This is a genomic window from Georgenia sp. AZ-5 (assembly GCF_043952095.1).
Classification (GTDB): domain Bacteria; phylum Actinomycetota; class Actinomycetes; order Actinomycetales; family Actinomycetaceae; genus Georgenia.
In genome coordinates this window covers 2,121,796-2,138,248 of the sequence record NZ_JBINOU010000001.1, presented here as the reverse complement: position 1 = coordinate 2,138,248, position 16,453 = coordinate 2,121,796, and the positions used below count along the sequence as shown (strand labels likewise).

Sequence of the window (16,453 nt, the reverse complement as noted above, 5' to 3'; positions counted from 1 at the left end):
ACCCCCGCCATCTCCGCCGAGGAGACCGCCCAAGGCCACCGGGAGACGCTTGCCCAGGCCACACCGAACCATGAAAGCGATGGCGCTATCGGAGCACTATCAACTCGATAGCGCGATGGCGCGCGTGTGGATCGAGCGAAGCCACACCGGGTTTCTTTCCGTGCCTTCTTGCCCCGCGGCGGGTCGACGGGCCCGGCACGCGTGTGTCTGCGAGGCCCACTCGCCAGCACCAGCTGACCCAAGAACCGGGTCAGGACGATGAAGGTCACGTACAGCACCACGGTCGCCACAATCACCGCTAGAGCGGCGCCCAGTTGCACGAGTGCATCCGCTCCAACCTCCACTGCGCCGACATCTGCGACACCACCGCCCTCATCCTGTCCCGCCACGCCGGCGACGACGCCAACATCACCCGAGCACAGCTCCTCTCCTGCGTCCAGGCGTGCAGGCCTGCGGCGACCAGTGCGCTGAGCACGCCGAGATGCAGGAGCAATGCAAGGTGTGCTCCCGAGGGCCTGCGCCGTGTGCGAGGAGGCCTGCGTGGAGCTGCTCAACGCGGCCGCCTGACCGCCGGCCGAGGGGTCGAGTAGCCACTCGCAAACCGGGCAAGCCAGCATGAGCACATGGCGATCAATCCCGTGGGCACGATCGCTGGCGCGCCTTCACTCTCGGCGCCAACATTCGTCCAGGCGGCAGGAGAGGACCGATGACGGAGCTGCACCTGACCTACGGCCTGGTCGGCGCGCTCGCCTTCCTGGTGGCGCTGGTGAGTCGCCGCATGCGGGGCCTGCCTCTCTCCGAGCCACTTCTCGCGCTCATCCTGGGCGTCGCGGCCGGGCCGCACGTCCTCGGCCTGGTGGACCTCCCCGTGCCGGTGCGTGACCTGGTCCTGCTCGAGGGCAGCCGGATCATCGTCGCCATCTCGGTGATGGGCGCTGCCCTCCGGTTCCCGGCGACGCATCTGCGTCAGGTCGCCCGACCCGTGCTGATCCTGTTGGCCGTAGTCATGCCGCTGGCCGCCGTCATCTCCGGCGCGTCGGTGCTCACCCTGGGGCTGCCGGTCGCCCTCGCCGCGCTCGTCGGAGCCTGCCTGTGCCCGACCGATCCGGTGCTCGCCGGCTCGATCGTCTCCGGCAAGCCTGCGGAAAGAGATCTACCCGAGCGCGTCCGGCACACCATCAGCGTGGAGAGCGGTATCAACGACGGCCTCGCGCTGCCTCTCGTCGCTGTCGCCCTCGCGGTCGTCCTGCCGGCCACCTCCCCGGGAGCCGAGGCCGGCCGGATCGCCTGGGAGGTGTTCGGCAGCGTCCTCATCGGCGGTGCCGCGGGCGCCCTCGCCGCGCTCGCCGTCCGGCTGGCGACCAAGGACGACGACCTGGAACCAGCGCCGAACCTGATCCTCACGGTGCTCCTCGCCGTGGCCGTGCTGGGACTGGGGCGGGCCGCGTCCACGGACGGCATTCTTGGGGTGTTCGTCGCCGGCACCGTCTACAACGGCATGGTCGCCGGCGAGGAGCGTGAGCCGCAGCAGGGCCTCGACGAGGCGGTCAACCGCTACCTGTGCCTGCCGCTGTTCTTCGTGCTCGGGGTCGTCCTGCCCTGGGACGAGTGGGCGGCGTTCGGTCCAGCCGCGGTCGTGTTCGTCGTCCTGGTCCTGGTGCTGCGTCGCCTGCCGGTGGTGCTCGCACTCGCGCGGCCGCTGGCGTTCCGGCGACGTGAAGCGGTCTTTCTCGGGTGGTTCGGCCCCATGGGCGCCAGCTCGATCTTCTACATCGCGCACAGCATGGACAAAGGAGTCACCGACCCGGACTTCTTCGCCGCCGCGAGCCTCATGATCGCCGCGAGCATCCTCGCCTTCGGCGTGACGTCGTCCCCCGGCCGGCAGCTCTACGCCCGCTCCGCGATGCCCGACACGACCACCACGCGCGCTCATCGCTGAGCCCGGAGGCAGACATGTGGTTCGACTCCTGGTCCGACCTGCTCCGCATCGTCCTCGTCGGCGCCGCCGCGTATGCCGTCCTGGTTCTCTGCCTGCGAGTCACCGGGAAGCGGTCCCTCGCCAAGCTCAACGCGTTCGATCTCGTGGTCACGGTGGCATTCGGCTCCACGCTCGCCACCATCCCGCATCCCCCGGCCATCACCCGCGCCTGCAGACAATCCCTCACCGCCCCGCGTGAAGAGCCATGCCCTAACGCTGCGACCGACTCAGGCTCGTCGCCACCTCCCTGGCGTGGGCGGCGAAACCCTCGACGTCGTGCGGGTCGTTGCCGGCCCGCCTGAAGGCGTCCGAGAGCCGGTCGACGTGGGCGACCAGGTTCTCCAGCAGGCGCGGATCCTCGGTCTGGCCGCCGACCCGCTCGACGAGACTGAGTGCCGCGTGCATCACCGGCGGCGCGGATGCCGCGTACCAGCGGATGCTGTCCAGCACGCCTGAGGTCAGCGATACGGCGTCGGGCCGCGGAGCATAAACCCGCAGGACATGGTCGTCGTCGAACCGTTCCGGTGACGGGATGCGCCGGCTGGCGAGGCGCACCAGCCCCGAGGAGAGATCATCCAGCGCGTTGACGGCCGTGTAGGGGTCGTTGACGCCCGGCGACAGTGCTCGGACGGCCAGCTCGGTCAGTTGCTGAACCGCGAACTCGATGTCCTGGTGGGGGGAGCGCGCGTCCGTCACGGAGACCGCCGAGCGGATTCGCCGCTCCAGTAACTCTTCCGCCCTCTCGGGAGGAGAGACGCGGCAGACTGTGCTAGCGGCCATGACGTACTGACCGGGATGAACTGTGAGCACCAGGAGAACATCGTGCTCGCGGGCCACGGACATGAGCGCATCAGTTCGGACCTCGGCGATATAGCCCGTCGCCCCGGCCTCCACGGGACGACCCGTCTCCTCGAGATCCTCCGGTAGCACGGCCGCTGATGGCGCCGGGCGTTCGCCGTGGCCGAGATGTTCGGGATAGAGCCCGTCAACGCTGGCGTACAGATCGGACCTGACCCGTCGAGCGATCGTCGATACCTGGATGGAGTCGGAGATGTGGTGAATGAAGTAGACCAGCACCGCCACGTTGAGCACCGCCAGCCCCACCGCGCCGTTGACGGCGAGGTGCGGAATGAAGACCTCCGCCTCCGGGTCACCCGGGTCCCCGATGGCGCGAACCGACCGCAGAACCAGAAGGCTGTAAAGAAAGGTCGCCACGAAACTGCCAAGCACAGCCTGGTTGCCCCGGTCCGCCATGAAGTTGCGCACCAGCCGAGGCCCGTAGCTAGACGAGGTCAGCGCGAGGACCGCCATGGTGATTGAGAACGTCGTGCCAGCCACAGCAAGCGCAGAGGTCGCGATAGCACCGAGGATGTCACGGCTGCCGCTCTCCCCCACCCGGTAAAAAATCGCACTGGCCCAACTCGGCAACGACAGCCTGCCCACTCGCTCGTCCACCGCGATCAGCACCTCGGCCGCAACCACCGCTGCGACGCACAACAGCGCCGGGATGACCCAGAAACGCTCACTGAGCCGCCGGAGAACCAAGATCATCACTCAAGCCTGACAGTCTTGCGCCGGGCTTGCCCGACCGATTCGCCCGCCCGTCCATGGCTATCGCATCGCGAACCTGTTGCGCGTCAGGCTGCTCCTGGGCTGCTTTCTCGCGCTGCCGCCGACTGATGGCGGTCTTGACCTCATAGGGCTGCGCCCCTACCTTCTAGGCAGAGTTGCCAAAGTGTTCGATTATCGAAACGAGGCGACGGCATGGCGGACACGAGGATTCGGGTGGCGGTCGTGGGCGGAGGCATTGGCGGCCTCGCGGCCGCGAATGCGCTGCGGCATCGCGACATCGAGGTGACCGTGCACGAGCAGGCACCCGCGCTCGGCGAGGTCGGCGCCGGCGTCTTCCTTGCCCCCAACGGAGCGCGTCAGCTCCAGCGCTGGGGGTTGTGGGACGACGTCGTGGCCGCAGGCGCCCGGCTTGGGGAGGGCTCGACCTACTTCCGGCAGGACGGCACGCCGGTTGCGCCGATCCTCACCACGGACTCCAGCGGCTGGAACGCGGTCTTCGGTATGCACCGGGCGGACCTCATCGACATCCTCGCGCGGCCGCTGCCCGCGGAGTCCCTCCTCACGGGTCACCGCTGCACGGGGTTCGAGCAACGCGACGACGTGGCGCGCCTGCATTTTGGCAACGGTGACGTTGTCGAGGCCGATGTCGTCGTCGCCGCCGACGGCATCCACTCCGCCCTCCGGCACCACGTCGTTCCCCCGTCGATGCCGGTGTTCTCCGGATCGGTTGCCTACCGTGGCCTCGTCGCCCACGAGAGCGTCCCGGAGTGGCCCACCGGCGCTTCCCGCCTGTGGATGGGGGAAGGTAAGCATTTCCTCGTCTACCCCGTCCGGGCCGGCACGCTCATCAACTATGTCGGCTTCGTCCCGAGCGACGAGCAGACCCGAGAGTCGTGGTCCGCTCCCGGGGACCCGGACGCGCTGCGCGCCGCCTTCGCGGGGTGGGACCCGCGCGTCGAGGACCTCCTGGGCCAAGTGGAGACGACGTACTGGTGGGGCCTCTATGACCGCGAGCCGCTGCCGACTTGGTCCGCGGGCCGCCTCACCCTGCTCGGGGACGCGGCCCACCCCATGCTGCCCCACCTGGGACAGGGAGCGAACCAGGCGATGGAGGATGCCGCCGCCCTGGCTACCGTGCTCGCTCACGCCGACCGTGCGTCCGCTCCCCGCGCGCTGCAGGTGTACGAGCACGTCCGGCGCGAGCGCACGAGCGCGGTCCAGCGCGGCGCCCGGGAGAACGGCTTGCGGTACGACTCCTCCTACGAGGACCTCAGCGTCCGCGATGCCGAGATCGCCGCATCCACCGAGTTCCGCAGGTGGATCTACGACCACGACGCGGTCACCGATGCCGAGGCGGCGATCGCTCGCCTCTAGCCATCCTCGAGTGAGCCGACAGGGAGACACCCATGATCAAGCGCAACGTAGCGCGCGGCACCGCCGGCCTGGCCGCACTCCTCCTCACGAGCGCCACCCTCACGGCATGCGGGGGCGGGCAGTCAGAAGCACCAGCCGGGGGTGGGGACGCCTCCCCGCCAGCGGCGGGCGAGCCCGAGAAGACCGAACTCACCGTCGGCGTGCTGCCGCTCGCGGACCTGGCCCCGTTCTTCCTCGCCATCGAGGACGGTCTCTTCGAGGACGAGGGGCTGCAGGTCGAAGCGAACGTCGCCTCCGGCGGCGCGGCACAGATCGCCGCGATGGTGGCTGGGGACCTGGACCTCACCTACAGCAATTACGTCTCCGTCCTGGAGGCCAGGGGCGAAGGCCTGCCCCTCCAGATCGTCCGCGAGAACAACCGCTCCGGGCCCCAGGGCATCTATGCCATGCCGGACAGCGGCATCACCGACCCCGCCGCCCTGGAGGGCCGCTCGATCGCTGTGAACAGCCTGGGCAACATTCAAGAACTCACCGCTCGGGCCGTGCTCGAGTCCCATGGGGTGGATCCGGCAAGCCTGGAGTTCGTCGAGCTGCCCCCGGCCGACATGCCTGCCGCCCTCGAGGAAGGGCACGTGGACGCCGCCTGGCTGGTCGAGCCCTTCATCACCCTGGCCACCGGGACGTCGGACGCCAAGCGCATCGTCAGCGCCTTCGAGGGACCCACGGAAAACCTCCCAGTCGCCGGATGGGTAGCGACGGAGCAGTTCGTCGCCGAGAACCCCAACACCGTCGCGGCGTTCGTGCGTGCGATGGACGAGGCCATGCGCATCGCCGTCGACGAGCCCGAGCGACTGGAGGAGATCATTCCGACCTACACCAGCATCACGCCCGAGCTCGTCACCCAGCTCAACCCGCCCGGGCTCGCCGAGGACAGCGACCTCTCCGACCTCGACACGCTGCAGGACCTCATGGTGGAACAGGGCATCATCGAGGAGGGCGTGGACCTCGAGGCCGTCGTGGTGGACCGAGACGAGCTTCCGCAGGCCTAGGCGAACTGCCCGGGCCGCCCCGGTCGCACGCGTCGAGCCTGGGCCCGACAGAAGGAGGCCTGAACGCATGGCGTCGTCCTCGAGCGCGAAGAAGGCGGCCGAGCAGACCGGTAACGGCGTGGAGGGGATGGCCGGGCTCGCCAAAGGCCTCGCCATCATCGAGGCCTTCGGTCCGCGCCGGACGCAGATGACCGTCACGGACGCCGCGAACATCACGGGAATGTGGCCGGCGACGGCCCGGCGATGCCTGCTCACCCTCCAAGACCTCGGTTACCTAAGCCACGACGGCAAGTTCTACCGCCCGACCCCACGAATGGTCAGGCTAGGCGCCGCCTACCTGGAAACAGCCTCGCTGCCGGTGCTCGCTCAGCCGCACGTCACGGCCGCGCGCGACGAGCTCGGCGAGTCCGTGTCGGTGGCGGTGCTCGAGGGCGACTCCGTCGTCTTCGTCGCTCGCGCCGAGGTGCAACGGCTGGTCACGGCGGCGGTCCGGCTGGGCGCGCAACTACCCGCCCATGCATCCGCATCCGGACGCGTCCTGCTCGCCGCTCTCCCCGATCCCGAGCTCGACGCGCGCTTGGCCGGCTGTGAACCGGTGCAGACCACCCCCCGCACGCTCCTCACTGCCGGGGACATCCGAAAACGGGTCGAGCAGGCGCGCCGAGCCGGGTACTCCCTCACCGACGAGGAGCTCGAGATGGGAATCCGGACGCTAGCCGTGCCAATCCAGGACTCGGCAGGGCGCACACAGGCCGCCATGAGCGTGAGCACGCTGGCTGCCCGCGTGTCCCTGGAAGAACTGGACGAGAGGTTCCTGCCGGTCCTGCAAAACCACGCCGCCAGGCTGGGACGACAGCTGTAGCCACAGCCTGCAGTTCGAGCGCACTCAACCGTCCAGGCACGGGCTCGGCCGTACCCGCCGCCTGGACCTCAGCCTTCTGCAGCCACCCGATGGAGCGCTGCAGGCGCGTCGGTGACTTTCCACCTAGACCAGTTCTTCCCATGGGCGATTCGGGCGGTTGACTACGCCGACGAGTCATGAGGCCTTCGTCGGGAGTGGGAGGTAGCTAGAGGGACCCCAACGCTCGCGCACAACGCCCACCAATACGGCGATACAAATTTCCCTTCGCTTGCGGCTGACGTATGTCGAACGTCGGATAGCGATCGCCGCATGAAAGCGAGCGCCGGCAGCCAAGGGCGCCGGCCGCTTCATCGTCGTCGATGGCCTCACCGGCCAACCGACGTCGGTCACATCACTGCGCTGAGGACCAGCGCCAGGGCGAGTGACACGATCGAGGCCAGGCTCATCGCGATGGTGTGGGCCTCGAACGTGCCGCGCGTAGAGAGGCCGAGCAGCTCTTCAACATTCAGAAGAAGCTGATGCTGACGTGCGGCAGGAAGAGCGCGCCCGAGCCGGCGGCCAGTGCCAGGACGTCGAGGCCTGGCGGACTGGTAGCCCACGGGGGAGACTCGTGGCATGGACGGCGTCCTCGCCGATCTGACCATGGCGGCGCATTTCGGCTACTTGCTCTACATGGTGGTGGGTGGCTTCGTTGCCTGGCGCTGGTCGATGACCATCGTCGCGCACTTCATGGCCGTCGCGTGGGGCGGGCTCGCCGTCATCTTCAGCTGGGACTGCCCACTGACCGTGCTCGAGAATGTTCTCCGGCGCAGGGCCGGCGAGCCCGACCTCGGCGACCAAGGGTTCATCGCGACATACCTCACGGGGCAGGTCTACCCGGAGGAGTATCTCGGCCTGGTCCGGTTCGGCGCGGGCGTCATCGTCACGCTCTCCTGGGTGGGCTACGTCGTCATGGTGCTCTCACGCCGTCGGGCGCGGCTCGCCAGGTTGCGGCTAGGGGGCAGTCCGGCACCGGTAGGACGAGAGCGCGACCGCGCTCGATGGGGAGCACGCCCGCACCGACCCCGACAGCCTGGACCGGCTACACCGCCACTGCCACGACGACACACGCGCACTTACCGTCGCCCCGGCAGCCTGGCCACTGACTCGCGGCGCGGGCCGGCTCAGGCGCTGGACGCGCGCTTCGCCGTCGCCTCGGCGGCGCCCCGGGGCAGGCCGCCCGGGCGTGCGCAGGTGGTCCTGCCCGACGACGATGCGAAGCGTGCTTGAGTCGTGCAAGTAAGTTGTCTCTCCGAGAGTTCACATCTAGATCGCGCCGTGTCACAGGGGGACCTCGATGCAGGAACTGTTGGTGGACTTCATCGTGTCGCTGGACGGTTATGCGGCGGCGGAAGGCTGGCCCGGGTGGTGGGGGCTCGAGGGTCCCGAGTATCTGGTTGGCTTGACCAACAGCCGGAGGGCGGCTACACCATCTTGATCTTGATGGGAGCGACCACCAACCGGCTGATGTCCGGAATGTCCACCGAGGCCGCGGCGTCGCACGCGGACTACTCGACCGATGAGGAGGCCAGCCTGACCGGTCTCGCCGCCGTGCCCAACGTCGCCTTCTCCTCGACGCTGCAGGAGCCCTTTTTTTGGCCCAATACCAGGCTGGTGAGCGGGATGCGGTGCGTTTCATGATCCGGTTGTCGTCGCCCACGTAGACGATCTCACCGTCGTCGATGGCGACGGTCTTGGCGGGACGGGGCGCCCTGGAGGCGTCGTCGGGACGCCCCCGTGTCGTGGGGACGGGACACGGGGCGGCCGCGGTGTTTCCTGCGTGCGCTCCCTAGCCGCGGCGGTACCCGAAAGCATCACCGTGGCGGGACGTCACGGACATGAAGAACGTTGATCGTGATCGCTGGGCGCGCTCCGCGCGTCCCGGGACGGAGCAGCCGATGACCGGTGCGGCCACCGGGACCTTTCGATAGCCTCGCCAGATGGTGACGGCGCCGTCGGAGCGGGAGGCCCCATGTTCCTCGACCGAGCGATGCAGAACTTGCAGAGCGTCACCTATTCGCGTGCTCCCTAATCGCGATCACGGCTCGCACGAGGACCCCCCGCGTTCTGGTCGCCGATCATCGGATTATTGTGCGCGAGCCCGAGCAACGCTGCCGCGGGGATCCGGCCCCTGTCGGGAGGGGCGAGGACGGTGCATGATGAGACACCAGAACCGGCCCAGGCTCTTCGTCCAACCAGCCGCCGACCGTGAAGATGTGCTCACGACGCCTCGTGACGCGCGGGTACGGTGCTCCGCGTGAGAAGGCAAGAATGATCGGCGTCATCGGCTCGGAAGACTCCGTGCGGCTCGCCCTTCAGGTGGCAGCCGAAAGGGGCCTCGCTGATCACTTGATCGGGCGCGCCTACGAGTCCGTCAGCGAGGCGCCCGCCATCGCCCGCGACCTCGACGTGCTGTGTCGGGTACTGCTGTTTACCGGTCGCCTCCCGTATGCGGCAGCGCTGGGCCTGGATCCACCGCTTCGTGCAACTCTCGACTTCGTTCCTCACTCCGCCATTGACCTGTACCGGACGCTTGCTCTCGTGCTGCGAAGCAACGACGGTGCCGTCCCCGCCTTCGTGATCGACACAATCGAGCAGCAAGTGGTCGAGGAGGTGTGCCAGGACCTGGGGCTAGCCCCACCGATCCGTTCTCTGAGCCTCGACATCGACGGCCGAAGGCTGCGCGATCTCGAGGAGGTGATCGATTTCCACGTGCAGGCCCAACGCAGCGGCTCAGCACAGCTGAGCCTGACCTGTCTCGGCGCCGTGAACCAGCGACTCCACGAACTTGGTTTGCCCGTTAGCCGGATCGAGCACACCCGACCGACGTTGCACCACGCCCTGACCCGAGCTTCTCTCGCGGTCCGGAGCTTCGAGGCGGAGGGCGCCAGACCCGCGGTCGCTCTACTCAGGCCGGCCAAGGACTCACGGTCATCTGCGCATTCGCCCACGCACGACACTGCCGTCCAGGCGTACGCGCAGCGGTTACGGGGAGAGCTTCAGCAGATGGCGGACGGCTGGTGGCGCGTGAACACCAACTACCGGGCCCTGGAGTCGTTCCTCCTCTCGGAGGGTGGGTTCTCGCCCGACTGGAAGCTGGGATTTGGCGTCGGGGCGACGCTGCCCGACGCTGAGCTCAACGCCCGGCACGCGCTAAAGCTTGGACGGCCAGGGCATGGAGCCGTCACCGTGCTGGCTGATGGGTCGGTGGTCGGTACCGAGACGCACGGGTCCATGACGCTGCACCTGCGGGAGACGGACGAGCAGTACCTCGCTCACGCGCGCAGCATTGGCGTCCGGACGCTGACGCTGGCTCGCCTCGCGGTCGCCCTCCGCGATCTCGACCCGGAGTCGGTGACCGTCCGAGAGATCGCCCAGGCCTACGGGGTCCAGCCGCGCTCTGCCGGCCGCCTGATGGCGCGGCTCGAGCGGGCAGGCGTTGCCAGGGTCCGTGGCGTCGACGGCGCGCCGGGCGCGGGCAGGCCCCAACTCGTCTACAGCATCGACCTCGACCGTCTGCTTCCTCGCCGCTGAAGCGCCTATTGACAGCCCTACTTCGAAGGCGCACCCTAAGTCATCCGCATTGAGGTCCAATTTAGGACATCTCTATGGAGCGACTCGACCACGACGTGGTGGCCTCCCTCATCGCGTTGCGGCGCGATTTGCACAGGCACCCCGAGCTGCGCTTCGAGGAGATCCGCACTGCGTCGATGGTGGCCGACTACCTGCAGGAGTTTGGGCTAGAGGCCGAGACGGTGGCCGTCACCGGGCTCGTTGCCCGGCTCCGAGCAAGCAGACCTGGTCCCCACGTGCTCCTTCGAGCCGACATGGACGCCCTTCCCACTCCGGATCTGACGGCGGCCGAGTACGCCTCGCACAAACCTGGCGTGGCCCACGCCTGCGGTCACGACGTCCACACGACGGTGGTCGCCGGCGTCGCGGAGGCCCTGGCACGGCGGCCGCTGCAAAAGGGACGGGTGACGTTCGTCTTCCAGCCCGCCGAGGAAATCCCCTTCGGGGAGACCAGCGGCGGGGCGGCGGTCCTCGAGACGGGCGTCCTCGACGACGTCGACGTGGTCCTCAGCCTGCACTGCTGGCCGGCGCTGCCTGTGGGCACCATCGGTGTGGACCAGGACGTCGCCATGGCGACGAAGCACGCGTTCAAAATCTCCGTGCACGGGTCAGGTGCCCACGCCGCCACACCCAGCCGAGGCAAAGACGCGGTGCTGGCGGCGAGTTCGATCGTGCTCGGCCTCAACGTGCTGCTCGGGCGCGAGACGGACTCCGGGGCGCGAGCCGCCCTGAACGTGGGAACGATCGCCGGCGGCAGGTCGCAGAGCATCGTCGCGCCGAACGCAGAGCTCACTGGCACCATCCGCAGCGTCGACCAGGGCGTGGGGTTGCGCCTGAGGGACGCTGTCGAGCGAGTCGCGGCCGGGACGGCGGCCGCCGTCGGCGTCGAGGCCGTCGTCGACTGGAAGAATGAGATGCCCGCTGTGCGCAACGACCCTGGCCTCGTGCGCCGCGCGATCGAGGTCCTTGCCGCCCACCCGGTCCTCGCGCTCGAGGTCCTCGACGACCCTCCCATGACGGCCGACGACTTCGCCCTCTACGCCGAGCGGCGGCCGGGCCTGTACCTCAAGCTCGGCGTCCGGTCCCCCGACGGGACGCTGGGCAGTCGCTCCCTCCACGACGGGCGGTTCGATGTCGACGAGAACGCGCTCGAGGCCGGGGTGCTCGGCCTGGTTGCGCTGATCGACGACCTCCTCGAGCACGGCTGGGGCGATGCCCCATGAGCGCGACCAGGCAGTTCTGGTACCTGCCCATGGACGTGGTGCACTACGGAGCGGGCGCCGTGGAGGCGCTCGGCGCGGAACTGGACCGGCTCGATGCCCGCAGGGCCATGGTGGTGACCTCCCCGACGGTCCGCGCGCACCCCCGGCTGGGCGACCGAGTGCAGGACCTACTCGGGAACCGGCTCGTCGCGGTGTTCGATGGCGTGCGGCCCCACGTGCCGTACGGGTGCCTCCAGCCGGGGCTGGAAACAATCCACGACCGCACCCCCGATGTCCTGGTCTCCTTGGGGTCCGGGAGTGTCGTCGACGCGGCCCGGGCGCTCGCCCTCGCCGCCGGGGAGGGGCTCCGGTCCGCCGTCGACCTGGCGCGCTGGCGGGCCACGTTCGTTCCGCCGGCGACCACCGACATCCCGACGACGAGCGGCCGCGCCCTGCCCATCGTCGCCATCCCTACGACCCTTTCGGCCGCGGAGTTCGCCAACGCCGGCGCGGTCACGGACGAGGACCGCCAGACCAAGGACCTGCTGATCGCCGACGAGCTCACGCCCCGCTCGGTGCTCCTGGACCCCGAGCTGGGCGTCACCACGCCCGTCGACCTGTGGGCGAGCACCGGGATGCGGGCGCTCGACCACGCGATCGAGACCGTCTACTCCCCCCGGCGCGGGCCCATCACGGACGCGCTCGCCCTCGACGCGGTTCGCCGGCTGTCCGCCAGCCTGCGCGCCGCGCAGCGGGACCCCAGCGACGTCGACGCCCGGTGCGAGGGACAGCTGGGCGCGTGGGAGTCCTACTTCGGCGAGATGAACCTCACCCTCGGACTCTCCCACGCCATCGGTCACCAGATCGGTGCCCGCTACCGGGTCCAGCACGGCTGGACGACGTGCGCCGTCCTCCCCTCGGTCATGCGGTGGCTGACCCCCGCGACGGCGGAGAGGCAGGCCCTCATCGCCTCGGCGTTCGGTGTCGACACCGCCGCCATGACCGACGAGGAAGCCGCCGAGGCGGCAGCGACGGAGGTCGAACGGCTGGTCGGCGATCTCCGGCTCCCCGCCAGCCTGGGTGAGCTGGGAGTAAGACAGGAGGAGCTCGGCGCGCTCGCGGACGCCGTGATGCAGGACCTCGTCGTCGCCGGCAGCCCGCGACCGGTCCAGCGCGACGACGTGGTCGCCATACTGGAGCGGGCGTCTTGAACGCCGCACCGGCCGTGGTCACGGTGCGCGGGCTGTCGAAGCGCTATCCGGGCGTCCAAGCCCTCGACGGCGTGTCCCTTGAGGTCCGCGCGGGCGAGGTGCACGTCCTCCTCGGGGAGAACGGCGCGGGCAAGTCCACCCTCGTGAAGATCCTTTCGGGCGCGGTGCAGCCGGACGACGGGTCCATCGAGGTGATGGGCCGGCCGGTGACGCTGCCCAACCCCCACGCGGCGCAGCAGGCGGGGATCAGCACGGTCCACCAGGAGCTATCCCTCGTCCCCGACCTCACCGTCGCCCAGAACCTCTTCCTGGGGCGGGAGATCACGAGCACGGGCACGCCCCTCCTCGACCGCCGCGGGATGAATCGCGAGGCGGCGGCCCTGCTCCGGGCCGTCGGCCTCGACGTCGCTCCCGCCACGCCCGTGCGCCGCCTCAGCCTCGCCGTGCGCCAGGTGGTGGAGATCGTCCGGGCACTCTCCCGCGAGCCCCGAGTCCTCATCCTGGACGAGCCCACCTCCTCCCTCTCCGAGCAGGAGACGGACGAGCTCTTCGACCGCGTTCGGCAGATCACACGCCAGGGCGTGGGCGTCATTTACATCTCCCACCGCCTCGAGGAGCTCGAGCGGATCGCTGACCGTGTCACGGTCATGCGCGACGGCCGCGTCGTCGGGGAGGGCTTACCGGCGAGCACGCCGTTGCCCCAGCTCGTGCGGCTCATGGTCGGCAGGGACCTGGCGGAGGAGTTCCCGAATCGCGCCGTCGAGCTGGGCGAAACCCTGCTGACGGTTGAGGACCTCTCGGTGCCCGGGCGCGTCGAGGGCGCGACATTCACTCTCCGAGCGGGCGAGGTCGTTGGCATCTTCGGCCTCGTCGGCGCGGGCCGGACCGAGCTCCTTCGTGGCCTGTACGGCCTGGAGCCCGCCCACGGCAGGGCCACGCTGCGCGGCCGGCAGCTGGTCCCCGGCGGATCCCCTCGCAGGTCCCTCGAGAGCGGCCTGGCCCTCGTCCCGGAGGACAGGCACGGGTGGGGCCTGGTGCTCCCGCTCAGCATCCGCGACAACGTCTGCCTGTCGTCCCTGGACGACTGCAGCTCGTTCGGCTTCTTGTCGAGGCCGTCCCTCGAGGCGCTCGCGAAGCGCTTCACCGCGGCCCTGCGGGTGAAGGCACCGAACGTCAAGGTCCCCGTGCGCAACCTCTCGGGCGGCAACCAGCAAAAGGTGGTCATCGCCCGCGCCCTGGCCGCGGGCAGCGACGTGATCTTGCTCGACGAACCTACCCGCGGGGTCGACATCGGCGCGAAGATCGAGATCTACGAGCTCGTGGCTCGCCTCGCCGCCGACGGCAAGGGCGTGCTGGTGGTCTCTTCCGACATGCCCGAGGTCATCGGGCTGAGTGACCGCATCCTGGTCATGAGCCACGGACGCCTGCGCGCCGAGTTCCCCCGCAGGCAGGTCACCCAAGAGGCGTTGCTCCAGGCCGCCTTGCTAGAGGATGGGCAGATCCCGTGAACGCTTCGAACGCCCTCGCTACCCGGCTGCGCGGGATCGACTGGGAGACCGTGGGCCTGCCCATCGTCCTCGTCGCGCTCTTCGTCTTCTTCGCGATCCAGGCACCGAACTTCGCCGAGATCTCGAACTTCGCCAACGTCGCCAGACAGGTGGCCGTACTCGGCCTCATCGCGACGGCCCAGACGATGGTCATCCTCACCGCGGGGATCGACCTCTCCGTCGGCTCCGTCGTCGCCCTGGCCAGCGTCCTGGCGGCCATGGGCCTGCGGGACGGCAACCCGTGGGCCGGCATCGCCATGGCGCTGGCGGCGGGGCTGGCCGTCGGCCTGGTCAACGGGCTCATCATCGGATTCACCGCGGTCACCCCCTTCATCGTGACCCTTGGCATGCTCTCCATCGTCAGCGGCACCGCGCTCACGCTCACGAACGGGGACCCGATCTTCCAGCTTCCCGATTCCTGGTTCTTCGGGCTCGGCATCGGGTTCCTCGGGCCCGTCCCGATACCGGTCGTCATCGCCCTGGTGTGGTTCGCGCTGTTCTGGCTCGTGCTCTACCGGACCAAGTTCGGCACCCACGTGTACGCCGTCGGCGGGAACAAGAACGCCGCGAGCCTCGCCGGCATCCCGGTGGCGAGGGTCCAGCTGTCCGTGTACCTGCTGAGCGGCCTCAGTGCGGCGCTCGGCGGAATCATCCTGAGCGCGCGGGTCCGCTCGGGGCAGCCGCTACTGGGGCAGGGGCTCGAGCTGGAGACCGTCGCAGCGGTGGTCATCGGCGGGACCTCGCTGTTCGGGGGGCGCGGACGGCTCATGGGAACCATCTATGGCGTCCTCCTGGTCGGGATCGTGCGCAACGGCCTGGACCTGCTCGGCGTGTCCACCTTCATCCAGCGCATCGTCATCGGCGCCGCCACGATCCTCGCGGTGCTCCTCACCGTGCTCCGCGAGGGGGGACGCAACCGCTGAGACCTCGTCCGACCGCAACTTCCAGAGAGGTACCTACCATGTCCGAGCACAAGCACCGCCCCAGCCTCCTCGCCGCGGCGGCCCTGTCGCTGACGCTCGTCGCCTGCGGCGGCGGCGGTGACAACGGCGAGGCGGGGTCCACCGCCGAGCCGACCGAGACCCTGACCGGCACACCGGCGCCCCTGCCCGAGGCCAAGGTCGTCGAGGGGCTGAAGGCCAACAGCTCCTATCGCATCGCGGTCCTGTTCCCCAACGCCGGGGACCCGTACTTCCAGCAGAAGAGTTACGGGTACCGGGACGAGGCGCAGAAGGTTGGCGTCAGCGTGGAGTTCATGGACGCCGGCGGCTACGCCAACATCGACCGGCAGATCTCCCAGATCGAGAACGCCGTACAGCAGGACTTCGACGCCATCGCGATCGCGGTCACCAGCAGCACCGGGACCGTGCCCGCCCTCGAGGCCGCCCAGGACGCCGGCGTGCTCGTCGTCGGCGACGGCGTGTTCCCCGAGTCCGAGGAGATCATCAAACGGGGCGAAGACAGCGAGCGCGCCGGGTTCAACTCCGGCGAGTTCCTCTGCGAGAAGCTCGGGGACGGCGACAGCGTGGGGCTGCTCCTCGGCCCGCCGGGCATCGACCTCATCAAGCTGCGCGAGACCGGCGTACGCCGGGCGCTCTCCGGCTGCACCGACGTCGAGGTGGCCAAGGCCCTGAACAACCTCAGCGACCTGCCCAACTCCCTCTCCGCGGCGGAGAACGTCCTGCAGTCCGACCCGGAGGTCGCCGGCTTCTACGCCTTCAACAGCGTCGTCGCCCAGGCCGTCGCGCAGTCCCTGCAGGCTGCCGGCAAGCAGCCGGGAGAGGTGCAGGTGACGACGGTCGACATCGATCCCGACCTCGAGCGGCTCATGAAGGACGGCTGGGTGCAGCACACCAGCGTCGGGGGCTCCGTCCTGCTCGGCCGGGTCGTCGTCGACACGATCGTGCAAAAACTCAACGGCGAGGAGGTCGAGCAGGAGGCGTACCTGGTCCCAGTCGAGGTGACGCCGGAGACCCTGGACGAGTTCGACCGCTCCATCATGTACCCGCCCGAGGGCTCGTGACAGCAGGTGCCCCTCCGCCCGGG

The 16,453-nt window shown here is 69.3% G+C and carries 13 protein-coding genes and 1 pseudogene; 12 read left to right on the top strand and 2 right to left on the bottom strand.

The features are described 5' to 3' along the window. Nucleotides 1-706: 706 nt before the first annotated feature. Nucleotides 707-1,939, top strand: coding sequence for a cation:proton antiporter (locus ACF0H8_RS10030; RefSeq protein ID WP_395288787.1), 1,233 nt, complete (start codon nucleotides 707-709; stop codon nucleotides 1,937-1,939). A gap of 249 nt (nucleotides 1,940-2,188) precedes the next feature. Here the strand turns inward: ACF0H8_RS10030 and ACF0H8_RS10025 are convergent, their stop codons facing one another. Then, on the bottom strand, nucleotides 2,189-3,529 hold the full coding sequence (locus ACF0H8_RS10025) for a DUF2254 domain-containing protein (protein ID WP_395288786.1): 1,341 nt from the start codon (nucleotides 3,527-3,529) through the stop codon (nucleotides 2,189-2,191). 213 nt (nucleotides 3,530-3,742) lie between these two features. Here ACF0H8_RS10025 and ACF0H8_RS10020 point away from each other — a divergent pair, with 213 nt between their 5' ends. The 3 genes from ACF0H8_RS10020 to ACF0H8_RS10010 all read left to right on the top strand — a co-directional run bounded on the left by ACF0H8_RS10020 (nucleotide 3,743) and on the right by ACF0H8_RS10010 (nucleotide 6,835). Continuing rightward, the gene (locus ACF0H8_RS10020; RefSeq protein ID WP_395288785.1) at nucleotides 3,743-4,924 is read left to right on the top strand and encodes an FAD-dependent monooxygenase; all 1,182 of its coding nucleotides are present in this window, start codon (nucleotides 3,743-3,745) and stop codon (nucleotides 4,922-4,924) included. 32 nt (nucleotides 4,925-4,956) lie between these two features. Then, nucleotides 4,957-5,973, top strand: coding sequence for an ABC transporter substrate-binding protein (locus tag ACF0H8_RS10015; protein WP_395288784.1), 1,017 nt, complete (start codon nucleotides 4,957-4,959; stop codon nucleotides 5,971-5,973). A gap of 67 nt (nucleotides 5,974-6,040) precedes the next feature. Then, nucleotides 6,041-6,835, top strand: coding sequence for an IclR family transcriptional regulator C-terminal domain-containing protein (locus ACF0H8_RS10010; RefSeq protein WP_395288783.1), 795 nt, complete (start codon nucleotides 6,041-6,043; stop codon nucleotides 6,833-6,835). A 386-nt stretch (nucleotides 6,836-7,221) separates the two neighbouring features. Here ACF0H8_RS10010 and ACF0H8_RS10005 read toward each other — a convergent pair whose 3' ends face one another. Continuing rightward, on the bottom strand, nucleotides 7,222-7,434 hold the full coding sequence (locus tag ACF0H8_RS10005; protein ID WP_395288782.1) for a hypothetical protein: 213 nt from the start codon (nucleotides 7,432-7,434) through the stop codon (nucleotides 7,222-7,224). A gap of 16 nt (nucleotides 7,435-7,450) precedes the next feature. Between ACF0H8_RS10005 and ACF0H8_RS10000 the strand changes: the two genes are divergently transcribed. From ACF0H8_RS10000 to ACF0H8_RS09965, 8 genes and pseudogenes are all read left to right on the top strand, one after another. Beyond that, nucleotides 7,451-8,104, top strand: a complete 654-nt coding sequence (locus ACF0H8_RS10000; protein WP_395288781.1) for a DUF2784 domain-containing protein — start codon at nucleotides 7,451-7,453, stop codon at nucleotides 8,102-8,104. A gap of 67 nt (nucleotides 8,105-8,171) precedes the next feature. After that, nucleotides 8,172-8,497 (top strand): annotated as a pseudogene (locus ACF0H8_RS09995) (deaminase); the annotation flags it as partial. 648 nt (nucleotides 8,498-9,145) lie between these two features. Next, nucleotides 9,146-10,408, top strand: coding sequence for a hypothetical protein (locus ACF0H8_RS09990; RefSeq protein WP_395288780.1), 1,263 nt, complete (start codon nucleotides 9,146-9,148; stop codon nucleotides 10,406-10,408). A gap of 74 nt (nucleotides 10,409-10,482) precedes the next feature. Beyond that, entirely contained in the window at nucleotides 10,483-11,670 is a 1,188-nt protein-coding gene (locus tag ACF0H8_RS09985) for a M20 family metallopeptidase (protein WP_395288779.1), read from the top strand. After that, a complete protein-coding gene (locus ACF0H8_RS09980; protein WP_395288778.1) occupies nucleotides 11,667-12,860 on the top strand; it encodes an iron-containing alcohol dehydrogenase in 1,194 nt (397 codons plus the stop codon). The genes ACF0H8_RS09985 and ACF0H8_RS09980 overlap by 4 nt, the downstream gene beginning before the upstream one ends. After that, nucleotides 12,857-14,368, top strand: a complete 1,512-nt coding sequence (locus tag ACF0H8_RS09975; RefSeq protein WP_395288777.1) for a sugar ABC transporter ATP-binding protein — start codon at nucleotides 12,857-12,859, stop codon at nucleotides 14,366-14,368. Before ACF0H8_RS09980 ends, ACF0H8_RS09975 begins: the two co-directional genes overlap by 4 nt. Then, nucleotides 14,365-15,330, top strand: coding sequence for an ABC transporter permease (locus tag ACF0H8_RS09970; protein WP_395288776.1), 966 nt, complete (start codon nucleotides 14,365-14,367; stop codon nucleotides 15,328-15,330). The genes ACF0H8_RS09975 and ACF0H8_RS09970 overlap by 4 nt, the downstream gene beginning before the upstream one ends. A 38-nt stretch (nucleotides 15,331-15,368) precedes the next feature. Next, the gene (locus ACF0H8_RS09965) at nucleotides 15,369-16,430 is read left to right on the top strand and encodes a sugar ABC transporter substrate-binding protein (protein WP_395288775.1); all 1,062 of its coding nucleotides are present in this window, start codon (nucleotides 15,369-15,371) and stop codon (nucleotides 16,428-16,430) included. Nucleotides 16,431-16,453 lie beyond the last annotated feature (23 nt).

What these genes read in the sequence shown, in the direction of transcription:
- ACF0H8_RS09965 (WP_395288775.1), top strand. Translation starts at nt 15,369, where the DNA reads ATGTCCGAGCACAAGCACCGCCCCAGCCTCCTCGCCGCGGCGGCCCTG.
- ACF0H8_RS10020 (WP_395288785.1), top strand. Translation starts at nt 3,743, where the DNA reads ATGGCGGACACGAGGATTCGGGTGGCGGTCGTGGGCGGAGGCATTGGC.
- ACF0H8_RS09980 (WP_395288778.1), top strand. Translation starts at nt 11,667, where the DNA reads ATGAGCGCGACCAGGCAGTTCTGGTACCTGCCCATGGACGTGGTGCAC.
- ACF0H8_RS10015 (WP_395288784.1), top strand. Translation starts at nt 4,957, where the DNA reads ATGATCAAGCGCAACGTAGCGCGCGGCACCGCCGGCCTGGCCGCACTC.
- ACF0H8_RS10030 (WP_395288787.1), top strand. Translation starts at nt 707, where the DNA reads ATGACGGAGCTGCACCTGACCTACGGCCTGGTCGGCGCGCTCGCCTTC.
- ACF0H8_RS10010 (WP_395288783.1), top strand. Translation starts at nt 6,041, where the DNA reads ATGGCGTCGTCCTCGAGCGCGAAGAAGGCGGCCGAGCAGACCGGTAAC.
- ACF0H8_RS10000 (WP_395288781.1), top strand. Translation starts at nt 7,451, where the DNA reads ATGGACGGCGTCCTCGCCGATCTGACCATGGCGGCGCATTTCGGCTAC.
- ACF0H8_RS09985 (WP_395288779.1), top strand. Translation starts at nt 10,483, where the DNA reads ATGGAGCGACTCGACCACGACGTGGTGGCCTCCCTCATCGCGTTGCGG.
- ACF0H8_RS09990 (WP_395288780.1), top strand. Translation starts at nt 9,146, where the DNA reads ATGATCGGCGTCATCGGCTCGGAAGACTCCGTGCGGCTCGCCCTTCAG.
- ACF0H8_RS10025 (WP_395288786.1), bottom strand. Translation starts at nt 3,529, where the DNA reads ATGATCTTGGTTCTCCGGCGGCTCAGTGAGCGTTTCTGGGTCATCCCG.